The organism is Pseudaminobacter soli (ex Li et al. 2025), from assembly GCF_029892515.1.
In the GTDB taxonomy this organism is placed as follows: Bacteria; Pseudomonadota; Alphaproteobacteria; order Rhizobiales; family Rhizobiaceae; genus Pseudaminobacter; species Pseudaminobacter soli_A.
In genome coordinates this window covers 225,087-249,287 of the sequence record NZ_JARXVF010000001.1, presented here as the reverse complement: position 1 = coordinate 249,287, position 24,201 = coordinate 225,087, and the positions used below count along the sequence as shown (strand labels likewise).

The following is a 24,201-nucleotide window of genomic DNA, read 5'->3' as shown; positions in this document are numbered from 1 at the left end:
CCTTTCAGTCCGAGACGCTTTCGTCAAGCGCCGCGGCCTGCGGACGACGGACGGTATCACCTTTACGGCGCGCGAGCCGGGCAAAAACCGTGGATGTGCGCAACAGCGCGATGAACCGGCCGCGCCGATTGGCGGGTACCGCGCTGCGAACCCCCATGCGATAGATGATGATCACGATGAAGATCGAGTAGATCGCCGCCATAAAGCCGAACAGCGCATGCGGCCCCCAGAACTGCATGACGGTCGAGGCGGCGAAGGGGCCGGCGATTGCACCGATCGAATAGAAGAGCATCAGCGCCGCATTCACCAGCACGAATTCGTGCTTGTCGGCCCGGTCGTTGGCATGCGCAGCCGACAGCGAGTAGAGCGGCATTGCGAACGAGCCGAAGATGAACACCAGTCCGAAATTGGCCAGGGCCGTCTTGCCGGCCATCGTCGTGATGACGACTGCCGCCAGCATGGCGAAGGTCGTCGTCAGCAGTAGCACCTTGCGACGATCCCAGCGGTCCGACAGGCTGCCAAGGGGATATTGGATGATCGCGCCGCCGATGATGCCGACGCACACGAAGGTCACCACATCCGCAACCGACATGCCGATCTGCTGGGCATAGACGGGGCTCAACGTGCGGAAGGCGCTGTTGGTGACGCCGACGGCGATGCAGCCGATGGAGCCCAGCGGCGAGATGCGCCACACGCGGCCGAGGTCGAGCTTGACGTCTTCCGGCGCCTTCGGGTTGGAACGGTCGCCCAGCGAGACGGGCACCAGCGACAGGGTGATCATGATCGACATCATGGCAAAGATGGCAAAGCCGCTCGCGCCGAAAATCGGGATCATGAACTGCGCGCCGGTGACCGAACCGATATCGATGATGCGGTAGAGCGCCAGCACGCGCGCCCGGTCATGATTCTGTACGCCGGAATTGAGCCAGCTCTCCATGACGGTGAAGAGGCCGGCAAAGCAGAAGCCGGTGATGAAGCGCATGGTCGACCACATCACCGGATCGATGACGAGGACCAGAAGCAGCGTGCCGGCCGAGGCGATCGCCGCAAGCGCCGAAAACGACCTGACATGCCCGACGGCCTTCATGATGTGCGAGATCGCCATGCAGCCGAGCAGGAAGCCGGCGAAATAGGTCGTTCCCATGAAGCCGATGGTCGAGGGCGAAAAGCCTTCCTGGGCGCCGCGCAGCGCAATCAGGGTGCCTTGCAGGCCGTTGCCGCCGAGCAGAAAGCCTGCGGCAACGAGAAGCGGGATAAGCGGGCGTATGGAGGACATCAGGCAACGATCAGGTGGAGAAATGGCAGTAGTGACCTATAAGACGCATCAATGCCACCCCCAATCCCTCTGGGTATTGGACCAAAACGCGGCATTGCCTTGACAAAATCTAGTACCCATGCGCTTTTCGCGCAAATTTTCGAGCTGCGCGCCGAAGCGTCGGCACGGCCAAGCAAACTCCTGACCGGAATTTCATCATGCACCGTTACCGCTCTCACACTTGTGGCCAATTGAGGAAATCGGATGTTGGATCGATCGTTCGGCTGTCGGGCTGGGTGCATCGTGTCCGTGACCATGGTGGCCTGCTGTTCATCGACCTGCGCGACCACTACGGTCTGACGCAGATCGTCGCCGATCCGGATTCGCCCTGTTTCAAGGTCGCCGAGACCGTTCGCGGCGAATGGGTCATCCGCGTCGACGGCGAGGTCAAGGCGCGCACCGGCGATACCACCAACGCGAACCTCGCCACCGGCGAGATCGAAATCTTCGCCCGCGAGATGGAAGTTCTGTCGGCCGCCAAGGAGCTGCCGCTGCCGGTCTTCGGCGAGCCGGACTATCCGGAAGACATCCGCCTCAAGTATCGTTTCCTCGACCTGCGCCGCGAGACGCTGCACCGGAACATCGTTGCGCGCACCAAGATCATCGCCGACATGCGCAAGCGCATGAACGATGTCGGCTTCACCGAATATTCGACGCCGATCCTGACGGCTTCCTCGCCGGAAGGCGCGCGCGACTTCCTGGTGCCGAGCCGAATCCATCCCGGAAAGTTCTTCGCGCTGCCGCAGGCGCCGCAGCAGTACAAGCAGCTGCTGATGGTTGCCGGCTTCGACCGCTATTTCCAGATCGCGCCCTGCTTCCGCGACGAAGACCCGCGCGCCGACCGCCTGCCGGGTGAATTCTATCAGCTCGACCTCGAAATGAGCTTCGTGACCCAGGAAGACGTCTGGAACACGATGGAACCGGTCATGCGCGGCGTGTTCGAACAGTTCGCCGAAGGCAAGCCGGTCACGCAGACGTTCCGTCGCATTCCCTACGACACGGCCATCCGCACCTATGGCACGGACAAGCCGGACCTGCGTAACCCGATCGAGATTCAGGCAGTCACGGAGCACTTTGCCGGTTCGGGCTTCAAGGTGTTCGCCAATATGATCGCCAACGATCCGAAGGTCGAGGTGTGGGCGATCCCCGCCAAGACCGGCGGCAGCCGCGCCTTCTGCGATCGCATGAACTCCTGGGCGCAGGGCGAAGGCCAGCCGGGCCTCGGCTATATCTTCTGGCGCAAGGAAGGTGAAAAGCTCGAGGGCGCCGGCCCGATCGCCAAGAACATCGGCGAGGAGCGCACCGATGCGATCCGCCAGCAGCTCGGCCTTGAAGACGGCGATGCCGCCTTCTTCGTCGCGGGCGACCCGGCCAAGTTCTACAAGTTCGCCGGCGAGGCGCGTACTCGTGCGGGCGAGGAACTGAACCTCGTCGACCGCGACCGCTTCGAGTTGTGCTGGATCGTCGACTTCCCCTTCTACGAATGGCTGGAAGAGGAAAAGAAGATTGACTTTGCCCACAACCCGTTCTCGATGCCGCAGGGCGGCCTGGAAGCACTCAGCACCCAGGATCCGCTCACCATCAAGGCCTACCAGTACGACATGGTCTGTAACGGCTACGAGATCGCGTCGGGCTCGATCCGCAACCAGCTTCCCGAAGTGATGGTCAAGGCGTTCGAGCTGACCGGCAAGTCGCGCGAGGAAGTCGAGGAGCACTTTGGCGGCCTCTACCGCGCGTTCCAGTATGGCGCCCCGCCGCATGGCGGCATGGCGGCCGGCATCGACCGCGTGATCATGCTGCTCGTCGGCGCCAAGAACCTGCGTGAAGTGACGCTGTTCCCGATGAACCAGCAGGCGCAGGATCTCCTGATGAACGCGCCGTCGGAAGCGACCCCGGCACAGCTTCGCGAGCTGTCGCTGCGCGTGGCGCTGCCCAAGAAGGAAGATTGAGAACCGCCCGTAAGCGTTTCTCACCGCAATAAAAAAAGCCCGGCAGCGATGCCGGGCTTTTTCGTTTCCAAGTCCGAGGCTTACTCTTCGTTGGCCTGGACCGTGACGCCGAGCGTCTTGGGCAGGTCGAGCGGGTTGGCCATGGCGCCCGCGGCGATGAGCGCGAAGGGAACCGAAGCGGAAGGCGCGGCCTTGACTTCGATGCTCTTCGGCTCTTCCAGGAACTTGTTGACGGCAGCGCTAATCTGGCCGGACAGGTCCGGATTGTTGAGCTGGGACGTCATGAACGGCGCGACGGCCTTGGCCTGGTTGGCGATGTCGGTCGGCTGCACGCCCTGCTGCTTGGCAACGTATTCCAGCACCTTGCCGGTCAGCGAGTCGTCGTCGAAGCGCACGCTCGCACCTTCGAAGGTCAGTTGCTGCATGAGGCCCAGCATGGCCAGGCCTTGGGCCGATTTGTCAGCGCCTTCGGGCTGGTCAGCCATCTTCTTCTGCAGGTCCTGCAGGGATTTGAGGAAAGCCAGCGTGTAGCCGCCGAGATCGAAGGTCACGCCGATGGTGCCGGCATTCTCGATCGAGATGTCGTTCTGCGACAGGGTCAGCCGGCCGGTGGTGGGGTGCCAGGAGCCAGCCGATTCGACATAGCCGCTGATGGACTGGTAGCCCATGCCGTCGATGACTGCCTTCGTCTGGGCGTCGTCGATCGCGCTCAGATCGGCGGTGAACTTCTCGATCGAGCTGGTGAACTCCAGCGCATTGCCGTCCGCGGGGGGCGTCATTTCGACCGAGAGATTGGACATCGTGAACACCGGCTTGTCGGCCATCTTGACGTCCAGGCTGGCGAGCGAGGCGGAATCGTACATCGCCATCGAGCCGAGCGCGTCGGTCGAACCGGGAGCCGGCAGCACGACGCCCGAGAGCACCAGCGAGCTGATGTCGACCGAAGCCTTGTCTTCAGCGAAGTGGTACGGCTCGGTGGTGACCGTATCGATCTTGTATCCGCCGTTCTCTTCGCTCACGCCCTCGAAGGTGAGCTTGCCGATCGAAAGGCGCTCTTTTTCACCGGGGGTGCCGAAGGTCACGCCTTCGAAGACCATCTTGGAGGAATCGCCGTTGACCTCTTTCCAGTCGACATCCATGTTCTGGGAGGCTAGGAGCTCCTTGAAGCGCTGGGTCACGGCAGTTGTGTCCTGCGCGTAAGCCGCGTGCAACGGCATCGCAAGAAGAAAGGTCGACAAAGCGAGCTTTTGAAAAGTCGTGCGGATCATCATTGCTGGTCCTTGAGAAAAAACTACTGTGCCGTTTCCAGTCATGCCTGACCCGGAAACGAGCAGCTCGCGAGGAGCATGCTCAAAAATCCACGAAAAAGGCAATCGGAAGATGACGCGTCCTGGGCAGTAAATGCCCATGCCCGGGCTTGCGCTTTTGCTTCAATTCGCCCTCTTGCCGCGAATCGCACGGTCGGATAACCGAAAACGATGGGAAAAAGGCTCTTGCCGCCGGGTTCCGGCGATGGCGATCATATTGAACCGGTCGATCTGAAGAAGGCGCTCGAAGAGCGCTATCTTGCCTATGCGCTGTCGACCATCATGCACCGTGCGCTGCCGGACGTGCGCGACGGGCTCAAACCCGTGCACCGGCGCATCATGCATGCGATGCGGCTGTTGCGCCTCAACCCCGACCAGGGCTTTGCCAAGTGCGCCCGCATCGTCGGCGAGGTGATGGGTAAGTTCCACCCGCATGGCGACCAGTCGATCTACGACGCATTGGTGCGCCTGGCGCAGGACTTTGCCGTTCGCTACCCGCTGGTCGATGGGCAGGGCAATTTCGGCAATGTCGACGGCGATAACGCCGCTGCCATGCGCTACACCGAAGCGCGCATGACCGAGGTGTCGGTGGCGCTATTGGAAGGCATCACCGAGGATGCCGTCGATTATCGGCCGACCTACAACGAGGAAGACGAGGAGCCGGTGGTTCTGCCCGGCGCCTTCCCGAACCTGCTTGCCAACGGCTCGTCGGGCATCGCGGTCGGCATGGCGACTTCCATTCCGCCGCACAATGCCGCCGAGCTTTGCACCGCCGCGCTGCACCTGATCGAGCATCCCGACGCGAGCGTCGACGATCTCGTCAGCAAGGAGCCGGGCGACGGGCTAGTGCAGGGGCCGGACTTCCCCACGGGCGGCGTCATCATCGACAGCCGCGCCTCGATCCTCGACGCCTACGAGACGGGCAGAGGCTCTTTCCGCGTCCGCTCCCGTTATTCGGTTGAAGACCAGGGCCGCGGCACCTGGAACATCGTCGTCACCGAAATTCCCTATCAGGTGCAGAAGGCGCGCCTGATCGAGAAGATCGCCGAGCTTCTGGTGGCCCGCAAGCTGCCGCTGCTCGAAGACATTCGCGACGAGAGCGCGGAGGACATCCGCCTCGTTCTAGTGCCCAAGAGCCGCACCGTCGACCCGGGCCTGTTGATGGAATCGCTGTTCAAGCTCACCGAGCTCGAAAGCCGCTTCCCGCTCAACATGAACGTGCTGTCGCGCGGCAAGGTGCCGAACGTCCTGTCGCTGAAGAGCGTGCTGCAGGAATGGCTGGAGCACCGCAAGGAAGTTCTGGTCCGCCGCTCCAAGCATCGGCTGGCCGAGATCGAGCGCCGGCTGGAAATCCTTGCCGGCTACCTCATCGCCTATCTCAATCTCGACGAGGTGATCCGCATCATCCGCGAGGAGGACGAGCCCAAGCAGGTGATGATGGCCCGCTGGTCGCTCACCGACATCCAGGCCGAAGCGATCCTCAACATGCGCTTGCGCGCATTGCGCAAGCTGGAAGAGCTCGAGATCCGCAAGGAGCATGACGCGCTCAGCAGCGAGAAGGACGAGATCGAGCGACTGCTGGCTTCCGACGAAAAGCAGTGGAAGACGATTGCCTGGCAGGTCCACAAGGTGCGCCGCGATTTTGGCCCCGAGGAAAGCCCCGAGGTCGGCAAGCGCCGCACCACCTTCGCCGACGCGCCCGACCACGATCTGAACGATATTCAGAACGCGATGATCGAGAAGGAGCCGGTCACCGTCGTCATCTCCGAGAAGGGCTGGCTGCGGGCGATGAAGGGCCACCTCAACGACCATTCGCTATTCACCTTCAAGGAGGGCGATGGGCTCAAGCTCGCCTTTCATGCCCAGACCACCGACAAGATCCTCGTCTTCACGACGGGCGGCAAGTTCTACACCATCGGCGTCGACCGTCTGCCGGGCGGTCGCGGCCATGGCGAGCCGATCCGCATCATTGTCGACATGGAGAACGATCAGGATATCGTCACCGCCTTCGTGCACGACCCGTCGCGCAAGCTGCTGCTGGTCTCGACCGAGGGCAACGGCTTTGTCGTGCCGGAGCCGGACGTCGTTGCCAACACCCGCAAGGGCAAGCAGGTGATGAACGTCAAGCTGCCGGACGAGGCCAAGCTCTGCTTGTCCGTAACGGGCGACCATGTGGCAATCGTCGGTGACAACCGCAAGCTACTGGTATTCGCGCTTTCCGAAATCCCGGAAATGACGCGGGGCAAGGGCGTGCGCCTGCAGCGCTATAAGGACGGCGGCGTGCTCGACATCAAGCTCTTCGCCATGACCGACGGGCTGAGCTGGCAGGATTCGGCCGAGCGCACCTTCGTGCGCAGCCGCGAGGAACTGATCGAGTGGATCGGCAACCGCGCCGCGGCCGGCCGCATGGTGCCCAAGGGTTTTCCACGCACTGGTAAATTCGGCGGATAAAAACTTGTCCCGGAAGGTCTAGGACCTTTCGGGCAAGATCATGCTTCAAACACGAAAAGGCGAGATGGCGAAGGCCAACTCGCATTAGTGTCCGAAACTTGACGATCGGTCAGACTGCGTTCGCGCCTGGCTGATCGCGGCCGACCGTGTGCCTGCGCGAGATCGGCCCGTGCTGCTTTGACCACGCGATGAGGGTCTCGAATACGGGCTGCAGGCCACGGGCGGCCTCAGTGATGTCGTATTCCACACGCGGGGGCATTTCTTCATAGGCCGTGCGCTTGACGAGGCCATCAGCCTCCAACTCGCGCAGTTGGACGGTCAGCATGTGCTGGGTGATGCCGGGAAGCGCTCTGCGCAATTCGCCAAATCGGTGGGTGCCCTGTGCCAGCAACCACATGATCTCGATTTTCCACTTACCGGTGAGCGGCCGCATGGCCTCGATGAAGTATTTGTAGGGAACTTCGCCGTCAGTGTCTGGCTGGCTCGCTACGGGATGTGCAATCTTGTTCATTGAATTTCAACGCAATTCCAAATTTCCCCCCGCGTGGGGAGGTAACGCGGGAAGCGCGAAAATGGGCATTTACAGTCAAGAAATGAAGACCAAAGGTGACCTCGATTTGCCTGATCCCATCACGATTTGTTGAACATGTCGTAACATTCTTGACGTGGTTGTGATCTGGCGCGATTCGTTAAGGTTTTTCAGCTCTGGGAGAGGGACATCGAACCAGACTCCGCGCTTGTCTTGAAGGGTACAGCTATTCATCGCCACGCCCGGTTCTCACCGTCTGGCTATTTCAAAGAACGCTCCCTTTCGGAAGACTGGGAAAACGGGCGGTCGTCGGACGCGCTCGTTTAGGTAAATCTTGCGGCCCTTGGACCGCCCGTTCGATGCGCTTGCCTGGGTTTGTTCGCCTCCGCATTCGCGCGGCCAGCCACACCCTGGGCCCGGACTTGGGGATTCATCATCCAGCAGCGCCACCGTTAGCGCCACCAGCCCGGACATCGTCGGCCTCCACGCTCATCCGGTTCATGACCCGTGTTCCCGGTGAGGCCGATGCGGACATTATGTGGGAGGTGGAAAGGTGGGGGAGAAAATGGGCGTCGATTTTCTTTCGGCGCGAGTGATTTCAATTGGTTCGCGCCAGAGTCGTGGCAAATTCATCCACAGACCGGGTTCCGATTGGGCGTGCCTGCACCGCTGCGGCAGCTTTGGCCGACCGGCATGGATCCCCGGGAGCTGCGCACTTCGCTGCGCTCGTGCTCCGGCCCGAGGATGACGAAGTGGGTGGGGCGGCGCGGCCAATCTTCGCCCCTCGCTCCGCTGTCGCCCGCGCTCGGGGCGCGAGGATGACGAGGGGCCCCTGCCGGCGTCATTGCGGCCAAGAGAGCGCGGAACGGGTTTCTGGCTAAACAGAGGGGCGTTCAGCCAGCCGCCTTCGTGTCGGCACGCGCTACCCCACGAGAGAAGCGCGTGCGCAATACTTGCTTGTTAGAGCGCCTTGGCGATCTTTGCGGCGAGGCGGGCGTTGTTTTCGACCAGCGCGATATTGGTCTTGAGGCTCGCGCCATTGGTCAGTTCGAGGATGCGGGCGAGCAGGAAGGGCGTAACCGACTTGCCCGAAACGCCCTGTGCCTCGGCGTCGCGCTGGGCAGCGTCGATGTAGCCGGCCATGGTCTCGACCGGGATTTCGTCGGCAGCCGGCACCGGGTTGGCAACCAGCATGCCGCCTTCGATGCCGAGCGCCTGGCGCGTGCGGAAGAAGGCGGCGATGTCGGCGGCCGCATCGAGGCGCAGCGGCGCGGCATAGGGCGAAATGCGCGACCAGAAGGCGGGCATGATGTCCGAGCCATGGGCGACGACCGGCACGCCGCGCGTTTCCAGCACTTCCAGCGTCTTTTCGATGTCTAGAATGGCCTTGGCGCCGGCCGAGACGACGATCACGGGCGTGCGCGCCAGCTCGTCGAGGTCGGCGGAGATATCAAAACTCTTTTCGGCGCCCTTGTGCACGCCGCCGATGCCTCCGGTGGCGAAGACGCGGATGCCGGCCAGCTGAGCCGCAATCATGGTGCCGGCAACCGTGGTGCCGCCGGTGCGGTCCTGCGCGACGGCAAAGGCGAGGTCGGCGCGCGAAAGCTTCATGGTGCCGGTGGTCTTGGCCAGTGCCTCGCGCTCGGCGTCGGAGAGGCCGACTTTCAGGCGGCCGTCGATGACGGCGATGGTGGCAGGTACTGCGCCTTCCTCGCGGATGATCTTCTCGACATTGGCAGCCATTTCGCTGTTCTGCGGATAGGGCATGCCATGGGTGATGATGGTGCTTTCGAGCGCCACCACCGGCTTGCCCGAAGCGAGCGCCTCGGCGACCGGGGCGTGGATGTCGATGAAGGGGCGGGCGGTTTCTGGCGTCATGAAATGTCTCCGGTTGAGGCGCCTAAATGCATATCCTCGGCCTCGGGCACAAGGGACAGCACTGCGGCAAATTCCTTGGCCGACAAATCCGGCACGGATTTGTCGCTTTCCACCGCCAGCACCGCGGCCGCGACACCTTCGCGCAGCGCGGCACGCAGCGGCAGGCTGCGCAGCATGGCAACCGTGGTGGCGCCGGCCAGCGCATCGCCCGCGCCGGTCACGTCCACCACCTTGCGCGCCGGCGGCGGCGTGATGGCAAACAGCTCGTCGCCGTCAAAGCCGATCACCGAGCTTTCGCCGGCAGTGACGACGCCCCGGGCAAGGCCGCGCTGGCGCAGAGCCTGAATCGCTGCCGCAATGTCGGTGTCGTCGGTTTCGGCCAGGGCGCGGATTTCGCGGCGGTTCATGAACAGGCAGGAAAGGTCGGAAAGCAGGCCGCTGAGCCGCACCACCTTGGCCGGCGAGACGGCGACAACGAAGACCGGCTTGCCAGCTGCAGCGCCCACCAGGCTGCGCAGGGCTTCGGCCGGCAGGTTGGCGTCGCACATTATGGCGTCGGCACTGGTGACCGCCTCGCGCAGCTTCGAGCGGCGCATCTGCTTGGGGAACGCCAGTTCATAAAGCATCATATCGGCAAAGCCGGTGATGACGTCGCCTTCGCGGTCGAGGATTGCGGTGTAGCTCGGCGTCGTGCGGTCGAGGAACACGGCCGAGAGGTCCAAGATGCCTTCCTCGGCGATGGCGCGAGCCACCATCTCGCCGGCTGCATCGCCCCCGCGCACCGACATCAGCGAGGCCTTGGCGCCGCGTCGAATCGCGTCACGCAGCGCGTTGAAGACGCCGCCGCCGACGTCCTCGCGCATGGTGCCGGGGTTGGAGGCGCCGGGTACATAGACGCCACTGACCTGGCCGCGCCGGTCCACATGCGCGCCGCCGACGGCCAGAATGTTGGGAGATTTCATGCGTGTGTCCTGTCGAAACGAACCGGCGCGGACCTTATGATCTCGCAGCACGGCGGGCAATGCGCGGAAACGAATCGTCCCGGTGCCGCTTCATGCCGATGAAAGCCGCGGAGCGCGGCGCGCACACCAAAGTGTGATAGCCGTGTACAAAAATGGAACAAATTTGAAAATTAACTTATATTCAATAGCTTAACGTCTATTGCCAAAACGGAACAAAAAAGGTACAAAGCAATCAAAGAAGGGGAATTTCCGGCCTTCATTGACGTCCAAGGGGTAATGTATCATGGCTCAAAATTCGTTGCGGCTTGTTGAGGACAATTCGGTGGACAAAACTAAGGCTCTGGATGCAGCGCTGTCGCAGATCGAGCGCGCTTTCGGCAAGGGCTCGATCATGCGTCTCGGCGCAAATGAGAAGAGCGTCGAGATCGAAACGGTTTCGACCGGCTCGCTCGGCCTAGACATTGCGCTTGGCGTGGGCGGTCTGCCGCGCGGCCGTATCGTCGAAATCTACGGCCCGGAAAGCTCGGGCAAAACCACGATGGCGCTGCACACGGTGGCCGAGGCACAGAAGAAGGGCGGTATCTGCGCCTTCGTCGACGCCGAGCACGCGCTCGACCCGGTCTATGCCCGCAAGCTGGGCGTCGATCTGGAAAACCTGCTGATCTCACAGCCCGACACGGGCGAGCAGGCGCTTGAAATCTGCGACACGCTGGTGCGTTCGGGCGCCATCGACGTGCTGGTGATCGACTCGGTTGCAGCACTTACGCCGCGCGCCGAAATCGAGGGCGAGATGGGCGACGCGCTGCCCGGCCTGCAGGCTCGCCTGATGAGCCAGGCGCTTCGCAAGCTCACCGCGACCATTTCGCGCTCCAACACCATGGTCATCTTCATCAACCAGATCCGTATGAAGATCGGTGTGATGTTCGGTTCGCCCGAAACGACCACGGGCGGCAACGCGCTGAAATTCTACGCCTCGGTGCGCCTCGACATCCGCCGCATCGGCTCGGTCAAGGACCGCGACGAGGTCGTCGGCAACCAGACCCGCGTCAAGGTGGTGAAGAACAAGCTGGCCCCGCCCTTCAAGCAGGTCGAGTTCGACATTATGTATGGCGAGGGCGTGTCCAAGACCGGCGAGCTAGTCGATCTCGGCGTCAAGGCCGGGGTCGTCGAGAAGTCGGGCGCGTGGTTCTCCTACAATTCGCAGCGTCTCGGCCAGGGCCGCGAGAATGCAAAGCAGTTCCTGCGCGACAATCCCGACACGGCGCGCGAGATCGAGATGGCGTTGCGCCAGAATGCCGGCCTGATCGCCGAGAAGATGCTCGACCAGGGCGGTGAAGAAGGTTTCGACGAGGCTGGCGAGGCCTAAGTCTCGCCGCATCTCGGAGGTTTGGGAGGCCGCTGGCGTTCGCGCCGGCGGCCTCTTTGCATGATGCGGGTTCCCGGGCGGCCTTCCGGGGCTTTCGTGGCCGCGCCCCGGAAAAAGCGTCGGCTTTCGGCGTTCTGGACAGGGTAGAATGCGAAGGCTAAAAGGCCATGTTCATTTTCCGCCTCCCGCGTGGGCGGATTTCTCGTAAAGGCAGGTACATGAGCGGCGTAAACGAAATCCGGTCGACCTTTCTCGACTACTACCGGAAGAATGGCCATGAGGTGGTGCCGTCGAGCCCACTCGTGCCGCGCAACGATCCGACCCTCATGTTCGTCAACGCCGGCATGGTGCAGTTCAAGAACGTGTTCACCGGGCTCGAGACGCGCAACTATTCGCGTGCGACGACCGCGCAGAAGTGCGTGCGCGCCGGCGGCAAGCACAACGACCTCGACAATGTCGGCTACACCGCGCGCCACCACACCTTCTTCGAGATGCTCGGAAATTTCTCCTTCGGCGACTATTTCAAGGAGCGTGCGATCGAGCTTGCCTGGAACCTGATCACCAAGGAATTCGGTCTCGACCGCGAAAAGCTGCTGGTCACCGTCTACCACACCGATGACGAGGCGGCTGACTTCTGGAAGAAGATCGCCGGCCTGCCGGACCGGAAGATCATCCGCATCCCGACCAGCGACAATTTCTGGGCGATGGGCGATACCGGTCCGTGCGGCCCGTGCTCGGAGATTTTCTACGACCACGGCGAAGGCATCGCCGGTGGCCCTCCCGGCAGCCCGGATGAGGACGGCGACCGCTTCATCGAGATCTGGAACCTCGTCTTCATGCAGTTCGAGCAGGTGACGAAGGAAGAGCGCGTCGCGCTGCCGCGTCCGTCGATTGACACCGGCATGGGGCTGGAGCGCATCGCGGCCGTGCTGCAGGGCAAGCACGACAATTATGACATCGACCTGTTCCAGGCGCTGATCCGCGCGTCGGAAGAGGCGACCGGCGTCAAGGCCGAGGGTAAGAACCGCGCCAGCCACCGCGTCATCGCCGACCATCTGCGTGCGTCGAGCTTCCTGATCGCCGACGGCGTGCTGCCGTCGAACGAGGGCCGCGGCTATGTGCTGCGCCGCATCATGCGTCGCGCCATGCGCCATGCGCAGCTTTTGGGCGCCGCCGAGCCGCTGATGTGGCGCCTCGTGCCGGCGCTGGTGCGCGAGATGGGCCAGGCCTATCCCGAGCTGGTGCGCGGCCAGCCGCTCATCACCGAGACGCTGAAGCTCGAGGAAACGCGCTTCCGCAAGACGCTGGCGCGCGGCCTTACGCTTCTTTCCGATGCGACCGACACCATGAACAGCGGCGACCGCCTCGACGGCGAGACCGCCTTCAAGCTCTACGACACCTACGGCTTCCCGCTCGACCTTACGCAGGATGCGCTGCGCCAGCGTGGCATCTCCGTCGACACGGACGGTTTTAATACCGCGATGGAACGCCAGAAGGCCGAGGCGCGCGCCAACTGGGCGGGCTCGGGCGAGGCCGCAACCGAGGCCGTGTGGTTCTCGGTCAAGGACAAGGTCGGTGCGACCGAGTTCCTCGGCTACGACACCGAGCAGGCCGAGGGCGTTGTCGCCGCGCTGGTGAAGGATGGCGCTGTCGTCCAGTCGGCCGATGAGGGCGACACGATCGACGTCGTGGTCAACCAGACCCCGTTCTACGGCGAGTCGGGCGGCCAGGTTGGCGACACGGGCACCATGTCGGGCGAAGGCTTCGCCATCGAGATCACTGAGACGCACAAGAAGGGCGACGGCCTCTTCGTCCACTCCGGCAAGGTCACCAAGGGCAGCGTCAAGATCGGCGCGCCGGTGGAGATGAAGGTCGACCACGAGCGCCGCACCCGGCTGCGCTCCAACCACTCGGCCACCCACCTCATCCACGAGGCGCTGCGCGAGGTGCTTGGCACCCATGTGGCGCAGAAGGGCTCGCTGGTGGCGCCGGAGCGCCTGCGCTTCGACTTCTCGCATCCCAAGCCGATTTCGGCCGAGGAGCTTGAGCGCGTCGAGACCATGGCCAACGAGATCGTAACGCAGAACAGCCCGGTCGTGACCCGCCTGATGGCGGTGGACGATGCCATCGCCGAGGGTGCCATGGCGCTGTTCGGTGAAAAATACGGCGACGAGGTGCGCGTCGTGTCGATGGGCACGGGCCTGCATGGCGACAAGGCCGGCAAGTCTTATTCGACTGAGTTGTGCGGCGGCACCCATGTCGGCGCCACGGGCGATATCGGCCTGGTGCGCCTGGTGTCGGAAGGCGCGGTGGCGTCCGGCGTGCGCCGCATCGAGGCGTTGACCGGCGAGGCCGCGCGCCGCCATCTCGACGAGCAGGACCGTCGCCTGAAGGCGATCGCGTCGGCGCTAAAAGTGTCTCCGGCCGATGCGCTGTCGCGCGTCGAAGCGCTGGTCGAGGAACGCCGTAAGCTCGAGCGCGAGCTGACCGAGGCGCGCAAGAAGCTGGCACTCGGCGGCGGCTCGACCGGCAATGGCGCGGTCGCCGAGAACGAGACGGTTGCCGGCGTGGGCTTCATGGGCCGCGTGGTTTCCGGCGTGTCGCCCAAGGACCTCAAGCCGCTGGCTGACGAGGGCAAGAAGTCGCTCGGCTCGGGCATCGTCGTGTTCGTCGGCACGGCAGAAGACGGCAAGGCGAGCGTGGTCGTCGGCGTCACCGACGATCTCACCCAGCGTTTTAGCGCCGTCGATCTGGTGCGCGTCGCTTCCGCCGCGCTCGGCGGGCAGGGCGGTGGCGGCCGGCCCGACATGGCGCAGGCCGGTGGCCCCGATGCAACCAAGGCCCAGGCGGCGATCGACGCCGTGAAGACCGCGCTCCAGTAAGCGCGACTGATCCATTCGCTCCGGGGCGGTGACTCCCGGAGCCTCCCGACAAGAATACGGATACAAAAAAGCCCCGGATCGCTCCGGGGCTTTTTTCGTTCAGGCGTCTTGCCTTACGCAGCCATGGCCGCGCGCAGGTTCTCGTCGATCTTGTCGAGGAAGCCGGTGGTCGAGAGCCACGGCTGGTCCGGACCGATCAGCAGCGACAGGTCCTTGGTCATGAAGCCGGCTTCCACGGTCTGCACGCATACATGCTCCAGCGTGTCGGCGAACTTCTTGAGCTCCGCATTGTTGTCGAGCTTGGCGCGGTGGGCGAGGCCACGCGTCCATGCGAAGATCGAGGCGATCGAGTTGGTCGAGGTTTCCTCGCCCTTCTGGTGCTGGCGGTAGTGGCGGGTGACGGTGCCGTGCGCGGCCTCGGCCTCGACGGTTTTGCCATCCGGCGTCATCAGCACCGAAGTCATCAGGCCGAGCGAGCCAAAGCCCTGCGCCACGATATCCGACTGCACGTCGCCGTCGTAGTTCTTGCAGGCCCAGACGTAACCGCCGGACCACTTGAGCGCCGAGGCGACCATGTCGTCGATCAGGCGATGCTCGTACCAGATCTTCGCCTCCTTGAACTTTTCGGCGAATTCGGCGTCGAAGACCTGCTGGAAGATGTCCTTGAAGCGGCCGTCATAGACCTTGAGGATGGTGTTCTTGGTCGACAGATAGACCGGCACCTTGCGCTGCAGGCCATAGTTGAACGAGGCACGGGCGAATTCGGCGATCGAATCGTCGAGGTTGTACATGCCCATGGCGACGCCGGCGGACGGCGCGTCGAACACGTCGTATTCGATTTCCTTGCCGTCCTCGCCGACGAACTTCATCGTCAGCTTGCCCTTGCCGGGGAACTTGAAGTCGGTGGCGCGGTACTGGTCGCCGAAGGCGTGACGGCCGACGATGATCGGCTTGGTCCAGCCCGGAACCAGGCGCGGCACGTTCTTGCAGATGATGGGCTCGCGGAAGATCACGCCGCCCAGGATGTTGCGGATGGTGCCGTTGGGCGACTTCCACATCTTCTTGAGGCCGAATTCCTCCACGCGGGCTTCGTCCGGCGTGATGGTGGCGCACTTGACGCCGACGCCGTACTGCTTGATCGCGTTGGCCGCGTCGATCGTCACCTGGTCGTTGGTGGCGTCGCGGTTCTCGATACCGAGGTCATAGTACTTCAGGTCGATATCGAGATAGGGGTGGATCAGCTTCTCTTTGATGAACTGCCAGATGATGCGGGTCATCTCGTCGCCGTCGAGTTCGACGACCGGATTATCCACCTTGATTTTTGTCATGGAAATGCCTCGTTCTGGGAGCGGAACGCAATTGTTCCAACGGGTTTGCGAAGGGAGTTCGGGCCCCTATAGCAAAGCGGGGGTGGGCGCGCAAACGCTACCGCCGGGGCAGGCGCCGGCGCGGGACGGGATGTTTCGTTTCCCGGCGACTTGTGCGAGATAGGGCGCCGGCAAACGCAGGTTTCAGTTAAGGACAATGGCAGGCACCGATCACGACAAACCCCTGATCACCGGAGGCCCGGCGATTATACTAGTCGAGCCGCAGCTCGGCGAGAACATAGGCATGGTGGCGCGCGCCATGGCCAATTTCGGCCTATCGGAATTGCGCCTGATCAATCCGCGCGACGGCTGGCCGAGCGACAAGGCGCGCGCGGCGGCCAGCAAGGCCGACCATGTCATCGACGGTGTGGTGGTGTTCGACACGCTGGAAGAAGCGGTGGCCGACCTTAACTTCATCTATGCAACGACCGCGCGCGAGCGCGACGGCTTCAAGCCGGTCCGCGGCCCCGAGCAGGCGAGCCGCACACTGCGGACGCGCACCGTCGCAGGCGAGCGCACCGGCATCCTGTTCGGGCGCGAGCGCTTCGGCCTGTCGAACGAGGAAGTCGCCATGGCGGACGAGATCGTCACCTTCCCGGTCAATCCGGCCTTCGCCTCGCTCAACATCGCGCAGGCCGTGCTCTTGATGTCCTATGAGTGGATGAAGTCGGGCTTTGGGGCTGAAGAGACGCCGTTTTCCGGGCCGGAGGTGATGCCGGCCAGCAAGGAGCATCTCAACGGCATGATCGGCCATCTGGAATCAGCGCTCGATGCGCGTGGTTATTTCCGCCCGGCCGCGAAAAAGCCGAAGATGCTGGACAATCTGCGCGCCGTGCTGACCCGACCGGCATTCACGCTGGAAGAGATCAAGCTGCTTAGAGGGATCATTTCTTCGCTCGACTATTTCTCGCCCAAGACGCCGAGAGGCTCCGGCCACCCGGAAAGGAAGGCGAAAGAAGATCGTGATAGGCATAGTAAAAGCGACTAGGTCGTAACGGACGAGGAACGCTGAAAACATGACCGACCGGCCGGTGCTGATGTTCGATTCCGGCATTGGGGGGCTCACCGTGCTGCGCGAGGCGCGCGTGCTGATGCCCGACCGCCGTTTCGTCTATGTGGCAGATGACGCCGCTTTCCCCTACGGTGACTGGGAGGAGGATGCGCTAAGAGTGCGCATTGTCGACCTGTTCGGCGAACTCTTGGAAAAGCACAGGCCGGAAATCGCGGTCATCCCCTGCAATACAGCCTCGACGCTGGTGCTGTCGGACCTGCGCGCGGCCTTTCCCGGCACGCCTTTCGTCGGCACGGTGCCGGCGATCAAGCCCGCGGCAGAGCGCACGCGCTCGGGGCTGGTTTCGGTGCTGGCCACACCTGGCACCGTAAAGCGCGCCTATACGCGCGACCTGATCCAGTCCTTTGCCAATGCCTGCCATGTACGGCTCGTCGGCAGCCAGAGCCTCGCCCGCATGGCGGAAGCCTATATCCGCGGCGCACTGCTGGACGATGCGGCCATCCGGGCCGAGATCGAGCCCTGCTTCGTCGAACAGGACGGCCAGCGCACCGACATCGTGGTGCTGGCCTGCACGCATTATCCGTTCCTGGCCAATGTTTTTCGTCGGCTGGCGCCCTGGCCGGTTGATTGGCTGGACCCGGCCGAAGCGATCGCGCGCCGGGCGCTGTCGCTCATTCCGGCTGCGTCGAAAGCCGAGCCGGAGCATGATCCGGACGTGGCGATCTTCACCTCGGGCGGCGCCGATTTCCTGACCCGCCGCCTGATGCAGGGCTTTGGGCTGAGCGTCGCCTAGAGCACTTTGCAGCCTCGCGTCGCACAAATGCGGCTCAATGGTCGCACTGTCTTCCTGGAACATTAGGGAAGGCTGATGGGTTTGCCCCTGGGTCACAACAGGGAGTGTTGAACCATGCCTGCAACTTCGAAAGCCCAGCAGAAAGCCGCCGGCGCGGCGCTTGCGGCCAAGCGCGGCGAGATCAAGGTGAGCGAACTCAAGGGCGCGTCGAAACAGATGTTCGAATCGATGAGCGAAAAGCAGCTCGAGGAATTCGCCGAGACCAAGCTGAAAGGTCTGCCTGAGCACAAGACCAGGCACTGAACCGGGCTTGCATGGGAGCACCGCGCAGGGTTGCGCGGTGCTCCTTTCTTTTGGCTGCTAGTAGCCCACGGTAAAACGCTTGCCGGTGTGCTTGCCCGTCTCGGCCTCGTCGGCGATTGCTACCGCCAGGTCCTCGACGGAAATCCGGCTTTCGCCCTTGTCGTCGAAAACAGGCTTGTCCGCGCCATAGCGGAACTTTCCGGTGCGGGCGCCGGGCGCCAGCATGATGGGCGGCGAGATAAAGCTCCAGTCGAGCCCCTTTTCCTGCCGGATTTCGTTCAAAGCATCGCGTGCGGCACGCGCGCCGTCCTTGTACAGGGCGGGAAATTCGGGCGTATCGACGATCTGCACGCCGGGCGCGGCTTCGAGGCTACCCGCGCCGCCGACCACGATCAGGCGCGACTTCGCGGCCTTGGCTGCCTTGACGATGTCGCGGGAGCCGTTGAGGTGCTTGTTGTAGATGTCGGGGTCGCCCCAGCCGCCATTGAAGGCCGAGATGGTGGCGGCATTGCCTTCGAGCGCCTTGGCGAGCGCGGCGACGTCGGTGACGTCGACTTGGCTGACGGTGACGCCCGGCAATTTCTCTACCTTGTCGGCATGATGCGCGATCGCGGTGACTTCCCAACCGCGCGACGCGGCTTCCTTAAGAATGGCCTTGCCGACGAAGCCGGAGGCGCCGATGAGAGCGACTTTCATGGATGTTCTCCTTGTCCCCGCCCTTTGCAATCGCGACAGGTCGGGTATAAATCGTAATCAGGTTATCAACGGTAACCATATAGGGGAGGCCGGAGAAACCGGGAAGAACGCATGATTTCGTGCTCAGGTAACAGCGAGGGAACCGCATGGATGCGCATGTGAAAACCGAAGGCGCGGCACCGCTGCTGCAGACTCATCCGGGATTTGAGCGCGGCGCGAACGGCAGCTGCCCGATGCGCGACGTGTTCGACCGTATCGGCGATACCTGGAGCCTGCTGGTGGTAATCAATCTCCAGCCAGCTCCGATGCGCTTCAATGCGCTGCGTCGCAGCATCGAGGGAATCTCCCAGCGCATGCTGACTGTCACGTTGCGCTCGCTGGAGCGGGACGGGCTGGTGCGCCGCACCGTGCGGCCGACCACGCCGCCCGAGGTCGAATATGCGCTGACGGATATCGGCCAGTCGATCGCGGTGCCGATTGCGGCGTTGGGCCTATGGGCGCAGCAGAACCAGCCGTTGCTGCAGCAGGCGCGCGAGCGTTTTGATGCGGCAAATGCATGAGAAACGCCCGATGGCGTTGACTTTCCACGCTTAGTCGCCTATCCACCCGCCAGCCGCGCAGCAATGTGCGGTTTACGTGTCCCGTGGGTTTTTCCGCCAGCTTTGCGCGGAAGATCCTGTCAGGCCTCGAAAACGGGGGCCAGAGGAGGGCGCGTTTCCTTCGCTCGGAACACGGTGTTCCGTGCGTATTTTTTTTGAAAGGGAATGCGATGAGCAAGCGCGAATCCGCAAAATACAAGATTGACCGCCGTCTTGGCGAAAACATCTGGGGCCGTCCGAAGTCCCCGGTCAACAAGCGCGAATACGGCCCCGGCCAGCACGGCCAGCGCCGCAAGGGCAAGCTGTCGGACTTCGGTCTGCAGCTGCGCGCCAAGCAGAAGCTGAAGGGCCACTACGGCGACATCTCGGAAAAGCAGTTCCGTAAGACCTACGACGAGGCCAACCGCCGCAAGGGCGATACGCCGGAAAACCTGATCGGCCTGCTCGAGTCGCGCCTGGACGCGATCGTGTATCGCGCCAAGTTCGTTCCGACGATCTTCGCTGCCCGTCAGTTCGTCAACCACGGCCACATCAACGTCAACGGCCGCCGCGTCAACATCGGCTCGTTCCGCTGCAAGGCCGGCGACGTGATCGAAGTGCGCGAGAAGTCGAAGCAGCTGACGATCGTTCTCGAGTCGGTCGCTCTGGCCGAGCGCGACGTGCCGGACTACCTCGAAGTCGACCACAACAAGATGGTCGCCACCTTCCAGCGCGTTCCGGGCCTGTCGGACGTTCCGTTCGCCGTGCAGATGGAACCGAACCTGGTCGTCGAATTCTATTCGCGCTAATTTGGCCGCGAAATTCGAATTTATCGGAAAGGCCGCCCTCGAGGCGGCCTTTTCTTTGCCCGTTGCCCTCTGCCGGGCGTTGTTCTAATTCGGGCTCATAAACCGACCGAGCAGGAATAAACCGCCATGAACGTGATGCCGGAACCTATCACCGATCTGGAAGGCGATGCCTGCCACCCCATGTTCCGCGACACGCCCTCGGGCGTGGAGTTCAACAAGCTGCGCAAGCGGCTGCTGCGCCAGACGCGGCAGGCGCTGGACGACTTTTCCATGATCAAGTCCGGCGAACGCTGGTTGGTGGCGCTATCGGGCGGCAAGGATTCTTATGGCTTGCTGGCGTTACTGCTCGACCTGAAGTGGCGCGGCTTCCTGCCGGTGGATCTTCTGGTCTGCAATCTCGACCAGGGCCAGCCGAACTTTCCAAAGCACATCCTGCCGGACTTTTTGAACAAGCACGGCATTGAGTACCGCATCGAGTACCAGGACACCTATTCGATCGTCACCGACAAGATCGACGAGGGCAAGACTTACTGCTCGCTCTGCTCGCGCCTGCGGCGCGGCCACCTTTATCGCGTCGCGCGCGAGGAGGGCTGCTCGGCGCTCGTGCTCGGGCACCACCGCGAGGACATTCTCGAAACCTTCTTCATGAACCTCTTCCACGGCGGCCGGCTCGCCGCCATGCCGCCCAAGCTGCTCAACGACGAGGGCGACATGCTGGTGCTGCGTCCGCTGAGCTATTGCGCGGAAGCTGACATGGAGAAGTTCGCCGAGGCGATGCAGTTTCCGATCATCCCCTGCGACCTCTGCGGCAGCCAGGAAGGCCTGCAGCGCAACGCCATGAAGGCGATGTTGGACGATATCGAGCGGCGCATGCCCGGCCGCAAGGACACCATGATCCGCGCGCTGACCAATGTGCGGCCGAGCCATCTGCTCGACCGCAACCTGTTCGATTTCGCAGGGCTGATGGCGCCGGAAAGCGCCTGACCTAGACCGGCTTGTTGTGCGGCTGGAACAGCCGGCCCTTCTCCGCAATCAGCACGAAGACCAGCCCGACCACCGACACGGTGAAGTAGCCGATGGCCAGCGGGGTGGTCGTGCCGTCGAACGACTGGCCGATCAGCGCGCCGATGGCGCCGCCGCAAGCCGTGCCCATGAAGCCCAGCACCGACGATGCCGTGCCGGCGACGTGGCCCAGCGGCTCCATGGCCAGCGCGTTGAAGTTCGAGCCGATGAGGCCGAACTGGAACATCGCCAGCGCGAAAAGCGCCAGGAAGAGCGGGAAGGGCAGGTAGCCCAGCATCAGCGACAGCGTGAACCAGATGAAGCTCACCGTCATGAAGCCGATGAGCGCGCCATGTGACAGACGGCGCATGCCGAAACGACCGACCAGGCGCGAATTCAGGAACGACGACAGCGCCATGAACATGGCAACGCCCGCGAACACCACCGGGAACATGGTGCCCAGATCATAGATGCCGACATAGATCTGCTGCGCGGAGTTGATGAAGCCGAACAGCGCGCCGAACACGATGGAACTGGCGAGCGTGTAGCAAAGCGCAACCCGGTTGCTGAGCACGATGCCGAAGCCGCGCAGGATAGTCATCGGTGTGAACGGCCGTTTGTCGGCCGGGTCGAGCGTTTCGGGCAGGCGCACCCAGATCCAGATGCCGGCGAGAAGGGCCATCACAGCCATGAAGCCGAAGATGAGGTGCCATTCGCCAAAAATCATGACGACCTGTCCGACGCCCGGCGCGATCACCGGCACGATCATGAACACCATCATGACCAGTGACATCACCTCGGCCATTCTGCGGCCGCCGAAGACGTCGCGGATGATTGACACGCTGATGACGCGCGTAGCGGCCGAGCCGATGCCATGCACGAAGCGCATGGCAAGCAAGGCGCCGAACGAAGGCACGAACATCGCAGCACCCGCGGCCAGCACATAGATGGAGATGCCGAGCAGCAGCGGCGGGCGGCGCCCGAAGCGATCCGCCAGCGGGCCGTAGGCCAGCTGTGCGAATGCAAAGCCCAGCAGATAGGCCGAGATCACATATTGCCGGTGGTTTTCGTTCTCGACGCCGAGACTGGCGCCGATCTGCTGCAGGCCGGGCAACATCATGTCGATGGCCAGCGCGTTGAGTGCCATGAGCATCGCCATCATGGCGATGAACTCGAACTTGCCTACGCCTTTGAGGCGCGTTTCAGATACTGCTGTCGAAGCGTCCATTCTGACCCCGTCGAAACGCCAAATAAGGCGCCGGAACGGCCGGCGCCTTCGCTGGAAGTCCCGACGAGATGCCGGAACGGTTATTGCTTGTCAGGCTATCAGGCGGCCCGTGTGGTTACGCCCTTGCCTTCAAATAGGGCCTGCAATTCGCCGGCCTGGAACATTTCGCGGATGATGTCGCAACCGCCGATGAACTCGCCCTTCACATAGAGCTGCGGGATGGTCGGCCAGTTCGAATAGTCCTTGATGCCCTGGCGCAGCTCCATCGAGGTCAGCACGTCGATGCCCTTGTAGTCCACGCCGACATAGTCGAGAATCTGGACGACCTGGCCGGAGAAACCGCACTGCGGGAAGCCGGGGGTGCCCTTCATGAACAGGACGACGTCGTTGTTCTTGACCTCGTTGTCGATGAAATCCTTGATAGCGCTCATAATGATCTGCCTTTCATCGCCCGCACGCGCTGGGCCGTGATATTCGTTCTTCAAATAACCTCATTGACCGGGTGAGACAAGGTCGACCCCTGACAATGGCGGAAACGGCGGCAACGCGAAAACCGACGGGAAAACCTTGCTCCGCACCACCTCACGCCTCATCAAAGGTTCGACGATCCTCGCGACTGCGCTGGTCGTTCTGGGATGCATTGCCGCGGTCGCCTTCTGGCCGAAGCGCAAGCCCGTACGCCCGGTCGTCGCGCCCCTAGTTGCGGTAGCACTTCCGGCGCCCTGCCGCGATCTCAGCTTCGAAGGCACCGACCATATCGTCTGCGAGATCGATCTGCGCAGCTACGATATCGGCCTGTTCCACAAGGACGCCGACGGCAAGCCCTACCGCGCGCTAAAGAACTTCGATGCGGCAATGAGCGGGCAGGGCAGGCAGCCGGTCCTGTCGATGAATGCGGGCATGTATCACGAAGATTTGTCCGCAGTCGGCCTGCTGGTCGAGGACGGCCGGCAGACCAGCCCGATCGAACTGGCAAGCGGCATCGGCAATTTCTTCATGAAGCCGAATGGCGTCTTCAGCATTCGCGCCAATGGAACCGCCGCGATCACCGAATCGGCTGCCTATGCCGCGGCACCGCCCGTGGACGCCTTCGCCACTCAGTCCGGCCCGCTGCTGGTCATCGACGGCCGGTTGCATCCCCGTTTCGAGGAGAACGGCACGTCGCGCTACATCCGCAACGGCGTGGGTGTGCGCGATCCGCACACTGTGGTGCTGGCGATCTCCCGCCAGCCGGTCAGCTTCGGCAGTTTCGGCCGCCTGTTCCGCGATGGGTTGCAATGCCCGAACGCGCTTTATTTCGACGGCGCGATCTCGGCCTTGTCGAACGGCAAGGACATGATCATCGGCGGCGCCAGCCCCGTGGGGCCGATATTGGCGGTGTTTGCAAAGACGCAGCCGTAGTCGCACGACCGAGTTGCTCAGTCCGGAGCCAAATTGGCTCCGGCGATCGGCCGGCTGAAACGCTCTCGGCTCAGTCCGGGGCGCTGGTCTGCAGGGCCAGCGCGTGCAGCACGCCGCCCATGTTGCCTTTCAGGGCCTCATAGACCATCTGGTGCTGCTGGACGCGGCTCTTGCCGCGGAAGCTTTCGGCCACGACCTCGGCAGCATAATGGTCGCCATCGCCGGCAAGGTCGCGGATCGTGACCTTGGCATCGGGAATGCCGTCCTTGATCAGCTTTTCGATGTCGCGTGCGTCCATTGCCATGAAGGAGTCTCCAATCTCACTCCTTCAGATATGGCCGTTGCGCAGAGCGAGGTCAATCGTCAGGCGATG

The 24,201-nt window shown here is 63.0% G+C and carries 21 protein-coding genes; 11 read left to right on the top strand and 10 right to left on the bottom strand.

From position 1 onward, the window contains the following. Nucleotides 1-4: 4 nt before the first annotated feature. The gene (locus tag M2281_RS01285; protein ID WP_280819288.1) at nt 5-1,276 is read right to left on the bottom strand and encodes an MFS transporter; all 1,272 of its coding nucleotides are present in this window, start codon (nt 1,274-1,276) and stop codon (nt 5-7) included. Between the two features lie 197 nt (nt 1,277-1,473). Between M2281_RS01285 and aspS the strand changes: the two genes are divergently transcribed. Further along, the gene (gene aspS / locus M2281_RS01280) at nt 1,474-3,264 is read left to right on the top strand and encodes an aspartate--tRNA ligase (protein ID WP_280819287.1); all 1,791 of its coding nucleotides are present in this window, start codon (nt 1,474-1,476) and stop codon (nt 3,262-3,264) included. Nucleotides 3,265-3,344: 80 nt separating this feature from the next. On the opposite strand, the gene M2281_RS01275 is transcribed toward aspS, so the two are convergent. Further along, nucleotides 3,345-4,442 carry a hypothetical protein gene (locus M2281_RS01275; protein WP_425537652.1) on the bottom strand — a complete coding sequence of 366 codons (1,098 nt, stop codon included), beginning with the start codon at nt 4,440-4,442 and terminating at the stop codon, nt 3,345-3,347. A gap of 300 nt (nt 4,443-4,742) precedes the next feature. Between M2281_RS01275 and parC the strand changes: the two genes are divergently transcribed. Next, the gene (parC, locus tag M2281_RS01270) at nt 4,743-7,022 is read left to right on the top strand and encodes a DNA topoisomerase IV subunit A (RefSeq protein ID WP_280819285.1); all 2,280 of its coding nucleotides are present in this window, start codon (nt 4,743-4,745) and stop codon (nt 7,020-7,022) included. 109 nt (nt 7,023-7,131) lie between these two features. Here the strand turns inward: parC and M2281_RS01265 are convergent, their stop codons facing one another. From M2281_RS01265 to M2281_RS01255, 3 genes are all read right to left on the bottom strand, one after another. After that, nucleotides 7,132-7,533 carry a winged helix-turn-helix transcriptional regulator gene (locus tag M2281_RS01265; protein ID WP_425537651.1) on the bottom strand — a complete coding sequence of 134 codons (402 nt, stop codon included), beginning with the start codon at nt 7,531-7,533 and terminating at the stop codon, nt 7,132-7,134. Nucleotides 7,534-8,511: 978 nt separating this feature from the next. After that, a complete protein-coding gene (locus tag M2281_RS01260; RefSeq protein ID WP_280819284.1) occupies nt 8,512-9,429 on the bottom strand; it encodes a pseudouridine-5'-phosphate glycosidase in 918 nt (305 codons plus the stop codon). After that, nucleotides 9,426-10,391 carry a carbohydrate kinase family protein gene (locus M2281_RS01255; RefSeq protein WP_280819283.1) on the bottom strand — a complete coding sequence of 322 codons (966 nt, stop codon included), beginning with the start codon at nt 10,389-10,391 and terminating at the stop codon, nt 9,426-9,428. The genes M2281_RS01260 and M2281_RS01255 overlap by 4 nt, the downstream gene beginning before the upstream one ends. Nucleotides 10,392-10,674: 283 nt before the next feature. On the opposite strand from M2281_RS01255, the gene recA reads away from it, so the two are divergent. Together recA and alaS are read left to right on the top strand one after the other, a co-directional pair. After that, complete coding sequence (recA, locus tag M2281_RS01250; protein ID WP_280819282.1) at nt 10,675-11,757, top strand: recombinase RecA; 1,083 nt, start codon at nt 10,675-10,677, stop codon at nt 11,755-11,757. Between the two features lie 218 nt (nt 11,758-11,975). Continuing rightward, on the top strand, nt 11,976-14,639 hold the full coding sequence (gene alaS / locus M2281_RS01245) for an alanine--tRNA ligase (protein ID WP_280819281.1): 2,664 nt from the start codon (nt 11,976-11,978) through the stop codon (nt 14,637-14,639). Nucleotides 14,640-14,752: 113 nt separating this feature from the next. Here the strand turns inward: alaS and M2281_RS01240 are convergent, their stop codons facing one another. Further along, a complete protein-coding gene (locus M2281_RS01240) occupies nt 14,753-15,967 on the bottom strand; it encodes an NADP-dependent isocitrate dehydrogenase (RefSeq protein ID WP_280819280.1) in 1,215 nt (404 codons plus the stop codon). 196 nt (nt 15,968-16,163) lie between these two features. Here M2281_RS01240 and M2281_RS01235 point away from each other — a divergent pair, with 196 nt between their 5' ends. The 3 genes from M2281_RS01235 to M2281_RS01225 all read left to right on the top strand — a co-directional run bounded on the left by M2281_RS01235 (nt 16,164) and on the right by M2281_RS01225 (nt 18,114). Continuing rightward, on the top strand, nt 16,164-16,994 hold the full coding sequence (locus M2281_RS01235) for an RNA methyltransferase (RefSeq protein WP_280819279.1): 831 nt from the start codon (nt 16,164-16,166) through the stop codon (nt 16,992-16,994). A gap of 28 nt (nt 16,995-17,022) precedes the next feature. Then, nucleotides 17,023-17,811, top strand: coding sequence for a glutamate racemase (gene murI, locus M2281_RS01230; RefSeq protein ID WP_280819278.1), 789 nt, complete (start codon nt 17,023-17,025; stop codon nt 17,809-17,811). A 114-nt stretch (nt 17,812-17,925) separates the two neighbouring features. Then, the gene (locus M2281_RS01225) at nt 17,926-18,114 is read left to right on the top strand and encodes a DUF3008 family protein (protein ID WP_106724812.1); all 189 of its coding nucleotides are present in this window, start codon (nt 17,926-17,928) and stop codon (nt 18,112-18,114) included. A 57-nt stretch (nt 18,115-18,171) separates the two neighbouring features. Here the strand turns inward: M2281_RS01225 and M2281_RS01220 are convergent, their stop codons facing one another. Next, on the bottom strand, nt 18,172-18,810 hold the full coding sequence (locus M2281_RS01220) for an NAD(P)-dependent oxidoreductase (protein ID WP_280819277.1): 639 nt from the start codon (nt 18,808-18,810) through the stop codon (nt 18,172-18,174). 146 nt (nt 18,811-18,956) lie between these two features. Here M2281_RS01220 and M2281_RS01215 point away from each other — a divergent pair, with 146 nt between their 5' ends. The 3 genes from M2281_RS01215 (at nt 18,957) to ttcA (ending at nt 21,181) form a co-directional block, all read left to right on the top strand. After that, complete coding sequence (locus tag M2281_RS01215; protein WP_280819276.1) at nt 18,957-19,370, top strand: winged helix-turn-helix transcriptional regulator; 414 nt, start codon at nt 18,957-18,959, stop codon at nt 19,368-19,370. Nucleotides 19,371-19,579: 209 nt separating this feature from the next. Further along, nucleotides 19,580-20,197: a 30S ribosomal protein S4 gene (gene rpsD, locus M2281_RS01210; RefSeq protein ID WP_280819275.1), complete on the top strand. Its 618-nt coding sequence runs from the start codon at nt 19,580-19,582 to the stop codon at nt 20,195-20,197. Between the two features lie 126 nt (nt 20,198-20,323). Next, nucleotides 20,324-21,181 carry a tRNA 2-thiocytidine(32) synthetase TtcA gene (gene ttcA / locus M2281_RS01205; RefSeq protein WP_280819274.1) on the top strand — a complete coding sequence of 286 codons (858 nt, stop codon included), beginning with the start codon at nt 20,324-20,326 and terminating at the stop codon, nt 21,179-21,181. Nucleotide 21,182: 1 nt separating this feature from the next. Here the strand turns inward: ttcA and M2281_RS01200 are convergent, their stop codons facing one another. Beyond that, a complete protein-coding gene (locus tag M2281_RS01200) occupies nt 21,183-22,427 on the bottom strand; it encodes a multidrug effflux MFS transporter (protein ID WP_280819273.1) in 1,245 nt (414 codons plus the stop codon). A gap of 98 nt (nt 22,428-22,525) precedes the next feature. Beyond that, nucleotides 22,526-22,858 carry a Grx4 family monothiol glutaredoxin gene (gene grxD, locus M2281_RS01195; protein ID WP_280819272.1) on the bottom strand — a complete coding sequence of 111 codons (333 nt, stop codon included), beginning with the start codon at nt 22,856-22,858 and terminating at the stop codon, nt 22,526-22,528. A 136-nt stretch (nt 22,859-22,994) separates the two neighbouring features. On the opposite strand from grxD, the gene M2281_RS01190 reads away from it, so the two are divergent. Next, entirely contained in the window at nt 22,995-23,828 is an 834-nt protein-coding gene (locus tag M2281_RS01190) for a phosphodiester glycosidase family protein (protein ID WP_280819271.1), read from the top strand. A gap of 70 nt (nt 23,829-23,898) precedes the next feature. Here the strand turns inward: M2281_RS01190 and M2281_RS01185 are convergent, their stop codons facing one another. Continuing rightward, nucleotides 23,899-24,132: a BolA/IbaG family iron-sulfur metabolism protein gene (locus tag M2281_RS01185; protein ID WP_106724819.1), complete on the bottom strand. Its 234-nt coding sequence runs from the start codon at nt 24,130-24,132 to the stop codon at nt 23,899-23,901. Nucleotides 24,133-24,201: the final 69 nt, after the last annotated feature.

Bases quoted from the DNA above. Each gene is read 5' to 3' on its own strand.
- murI (WP_280819278.1), top strand. From the start codon at position 17,023: ATGACCGACCGGCCGGTGCTGATGTTCGATTCCGGCATTGGGGGGCTC.
- aspS (WP_280819287.1), top strand. From the start codon at position 1,474: ATGCACCGTTACCGCTCTCACACTTGTGGCCAATTGAGGAAATCGGAT.
- M2281_RS01235 (WP_280819279.1), top strand. From the start codon at position 16,164: ATGGCAGGCACCGATCACGACAAACCCCTGATCACCGGAGGCCCGGCG.
- M2281_RS01215 (WP_280819276.1), top strand. From the start codon at position 18,957: ATGGATGCGCATGTGAAAACCGAAGGCGCGGCACCGCTGCTGCAGACT.
- M2281_RS01225 (WP_106724812.1), top strand. From the start codon at position 17,926: ATGCCTGCAACTTCGAAAGCCCAGCAGAAAGCCGCCGGCGCGGCGCTT.
- ttcA (WP_280819274.1), top strand. From the start codon at position 20,324: ATGAACGTGATGCCGGAACCTATCACCGATCTGGAAGGCGATGCCTGC.
- M2281_RS01255 (WP_280819283.1), bottom strand. From the start codon at position 10,391: ATGAAATCTCCCAACATTCTGGCCGTCGGCGGCGCGCATGTGGACCGG.
- recA (WP_280819282.1), top strand. From the start codon at position 10,675: ATGGCTCAAAATTCGTTGCGGCTTGTTGAGGACAATTCGGTGGACAAA.
- M2281_RS01285 (WP_280819288.1), bottom strand. From the start codon at position 1,276: ATGTCCTCCATACGCCCGCTTATCCCGCTTCTCGTTGCCGCAGGCTTT.
- grxD (WP_280819272.1), bottom strand. From the start codon at position 22,858: ATGAGCGCTATCAAGGATTTCATCGACAACGAGGTCAAGAACAACGAC.
- rpsD (WP_280819275.1), top strand. From the start codon at position 19,580: ATGAGCAAGCGCGAATCCGCAAAATACAAGATTGACCGCCGTCTTGGC.
- M2281_RS01200 (WP_280819273.1), bottom strand. From the start codon at position 22,427: ATGGACGCTTCGACAGCAGTATCTGAAACGCGCCTCAAAGGCGTAGGC.
- M2281_RS01260 (WP_280819284.1), bottom strand. From the start codon at position 9,429: ATGACGCCAGAAACCGCCCGCCCCTTCATCGACATCCACGCCCCGGTC.
- M2281_RS01220 (WP_280819277.1), bottom strand. From the start codon at position 18,810: ATGAAAGTCGCTCTCATCGGCGCCTCCGGCTTCGTCGGCAAGGCCATT.
- M2281_RS01240 (WP_280819280.1), bottom strand. From the start codon at position 15,967: ATGACAAAAATCAAGGTGGATAATCCGGTCGTCGAACTCGACGGCGAC.
- alaS (WP_280819281.1), top strand. From the start codon at position 11,976: ATGAGCGGCGTAAACGAAATCCGGTCGACCTTTCTCGACTACTACCGG.
- parC (WP_280819285.1), top strand. From the start codon at position 4,743: ATGGGAAAAAGGCTCTTGCCGCCGGGTTCCGGCGATGGCGATCATATT.
- M2281_RS01185 (WP_106724819.1), bottom strand. From the start codon at position 24,132: ATGGCAATGGACGCACGCGACATCGAAAAGCTGATCAAGGACGGCATT.
- M2281_RS01265 (WP_425537651.1), bottom strand. From the start codon at position 7,533: ATGAACAAGATTGCACATCCCGTAGCGAGCCAGCCAGACACTGACGGC.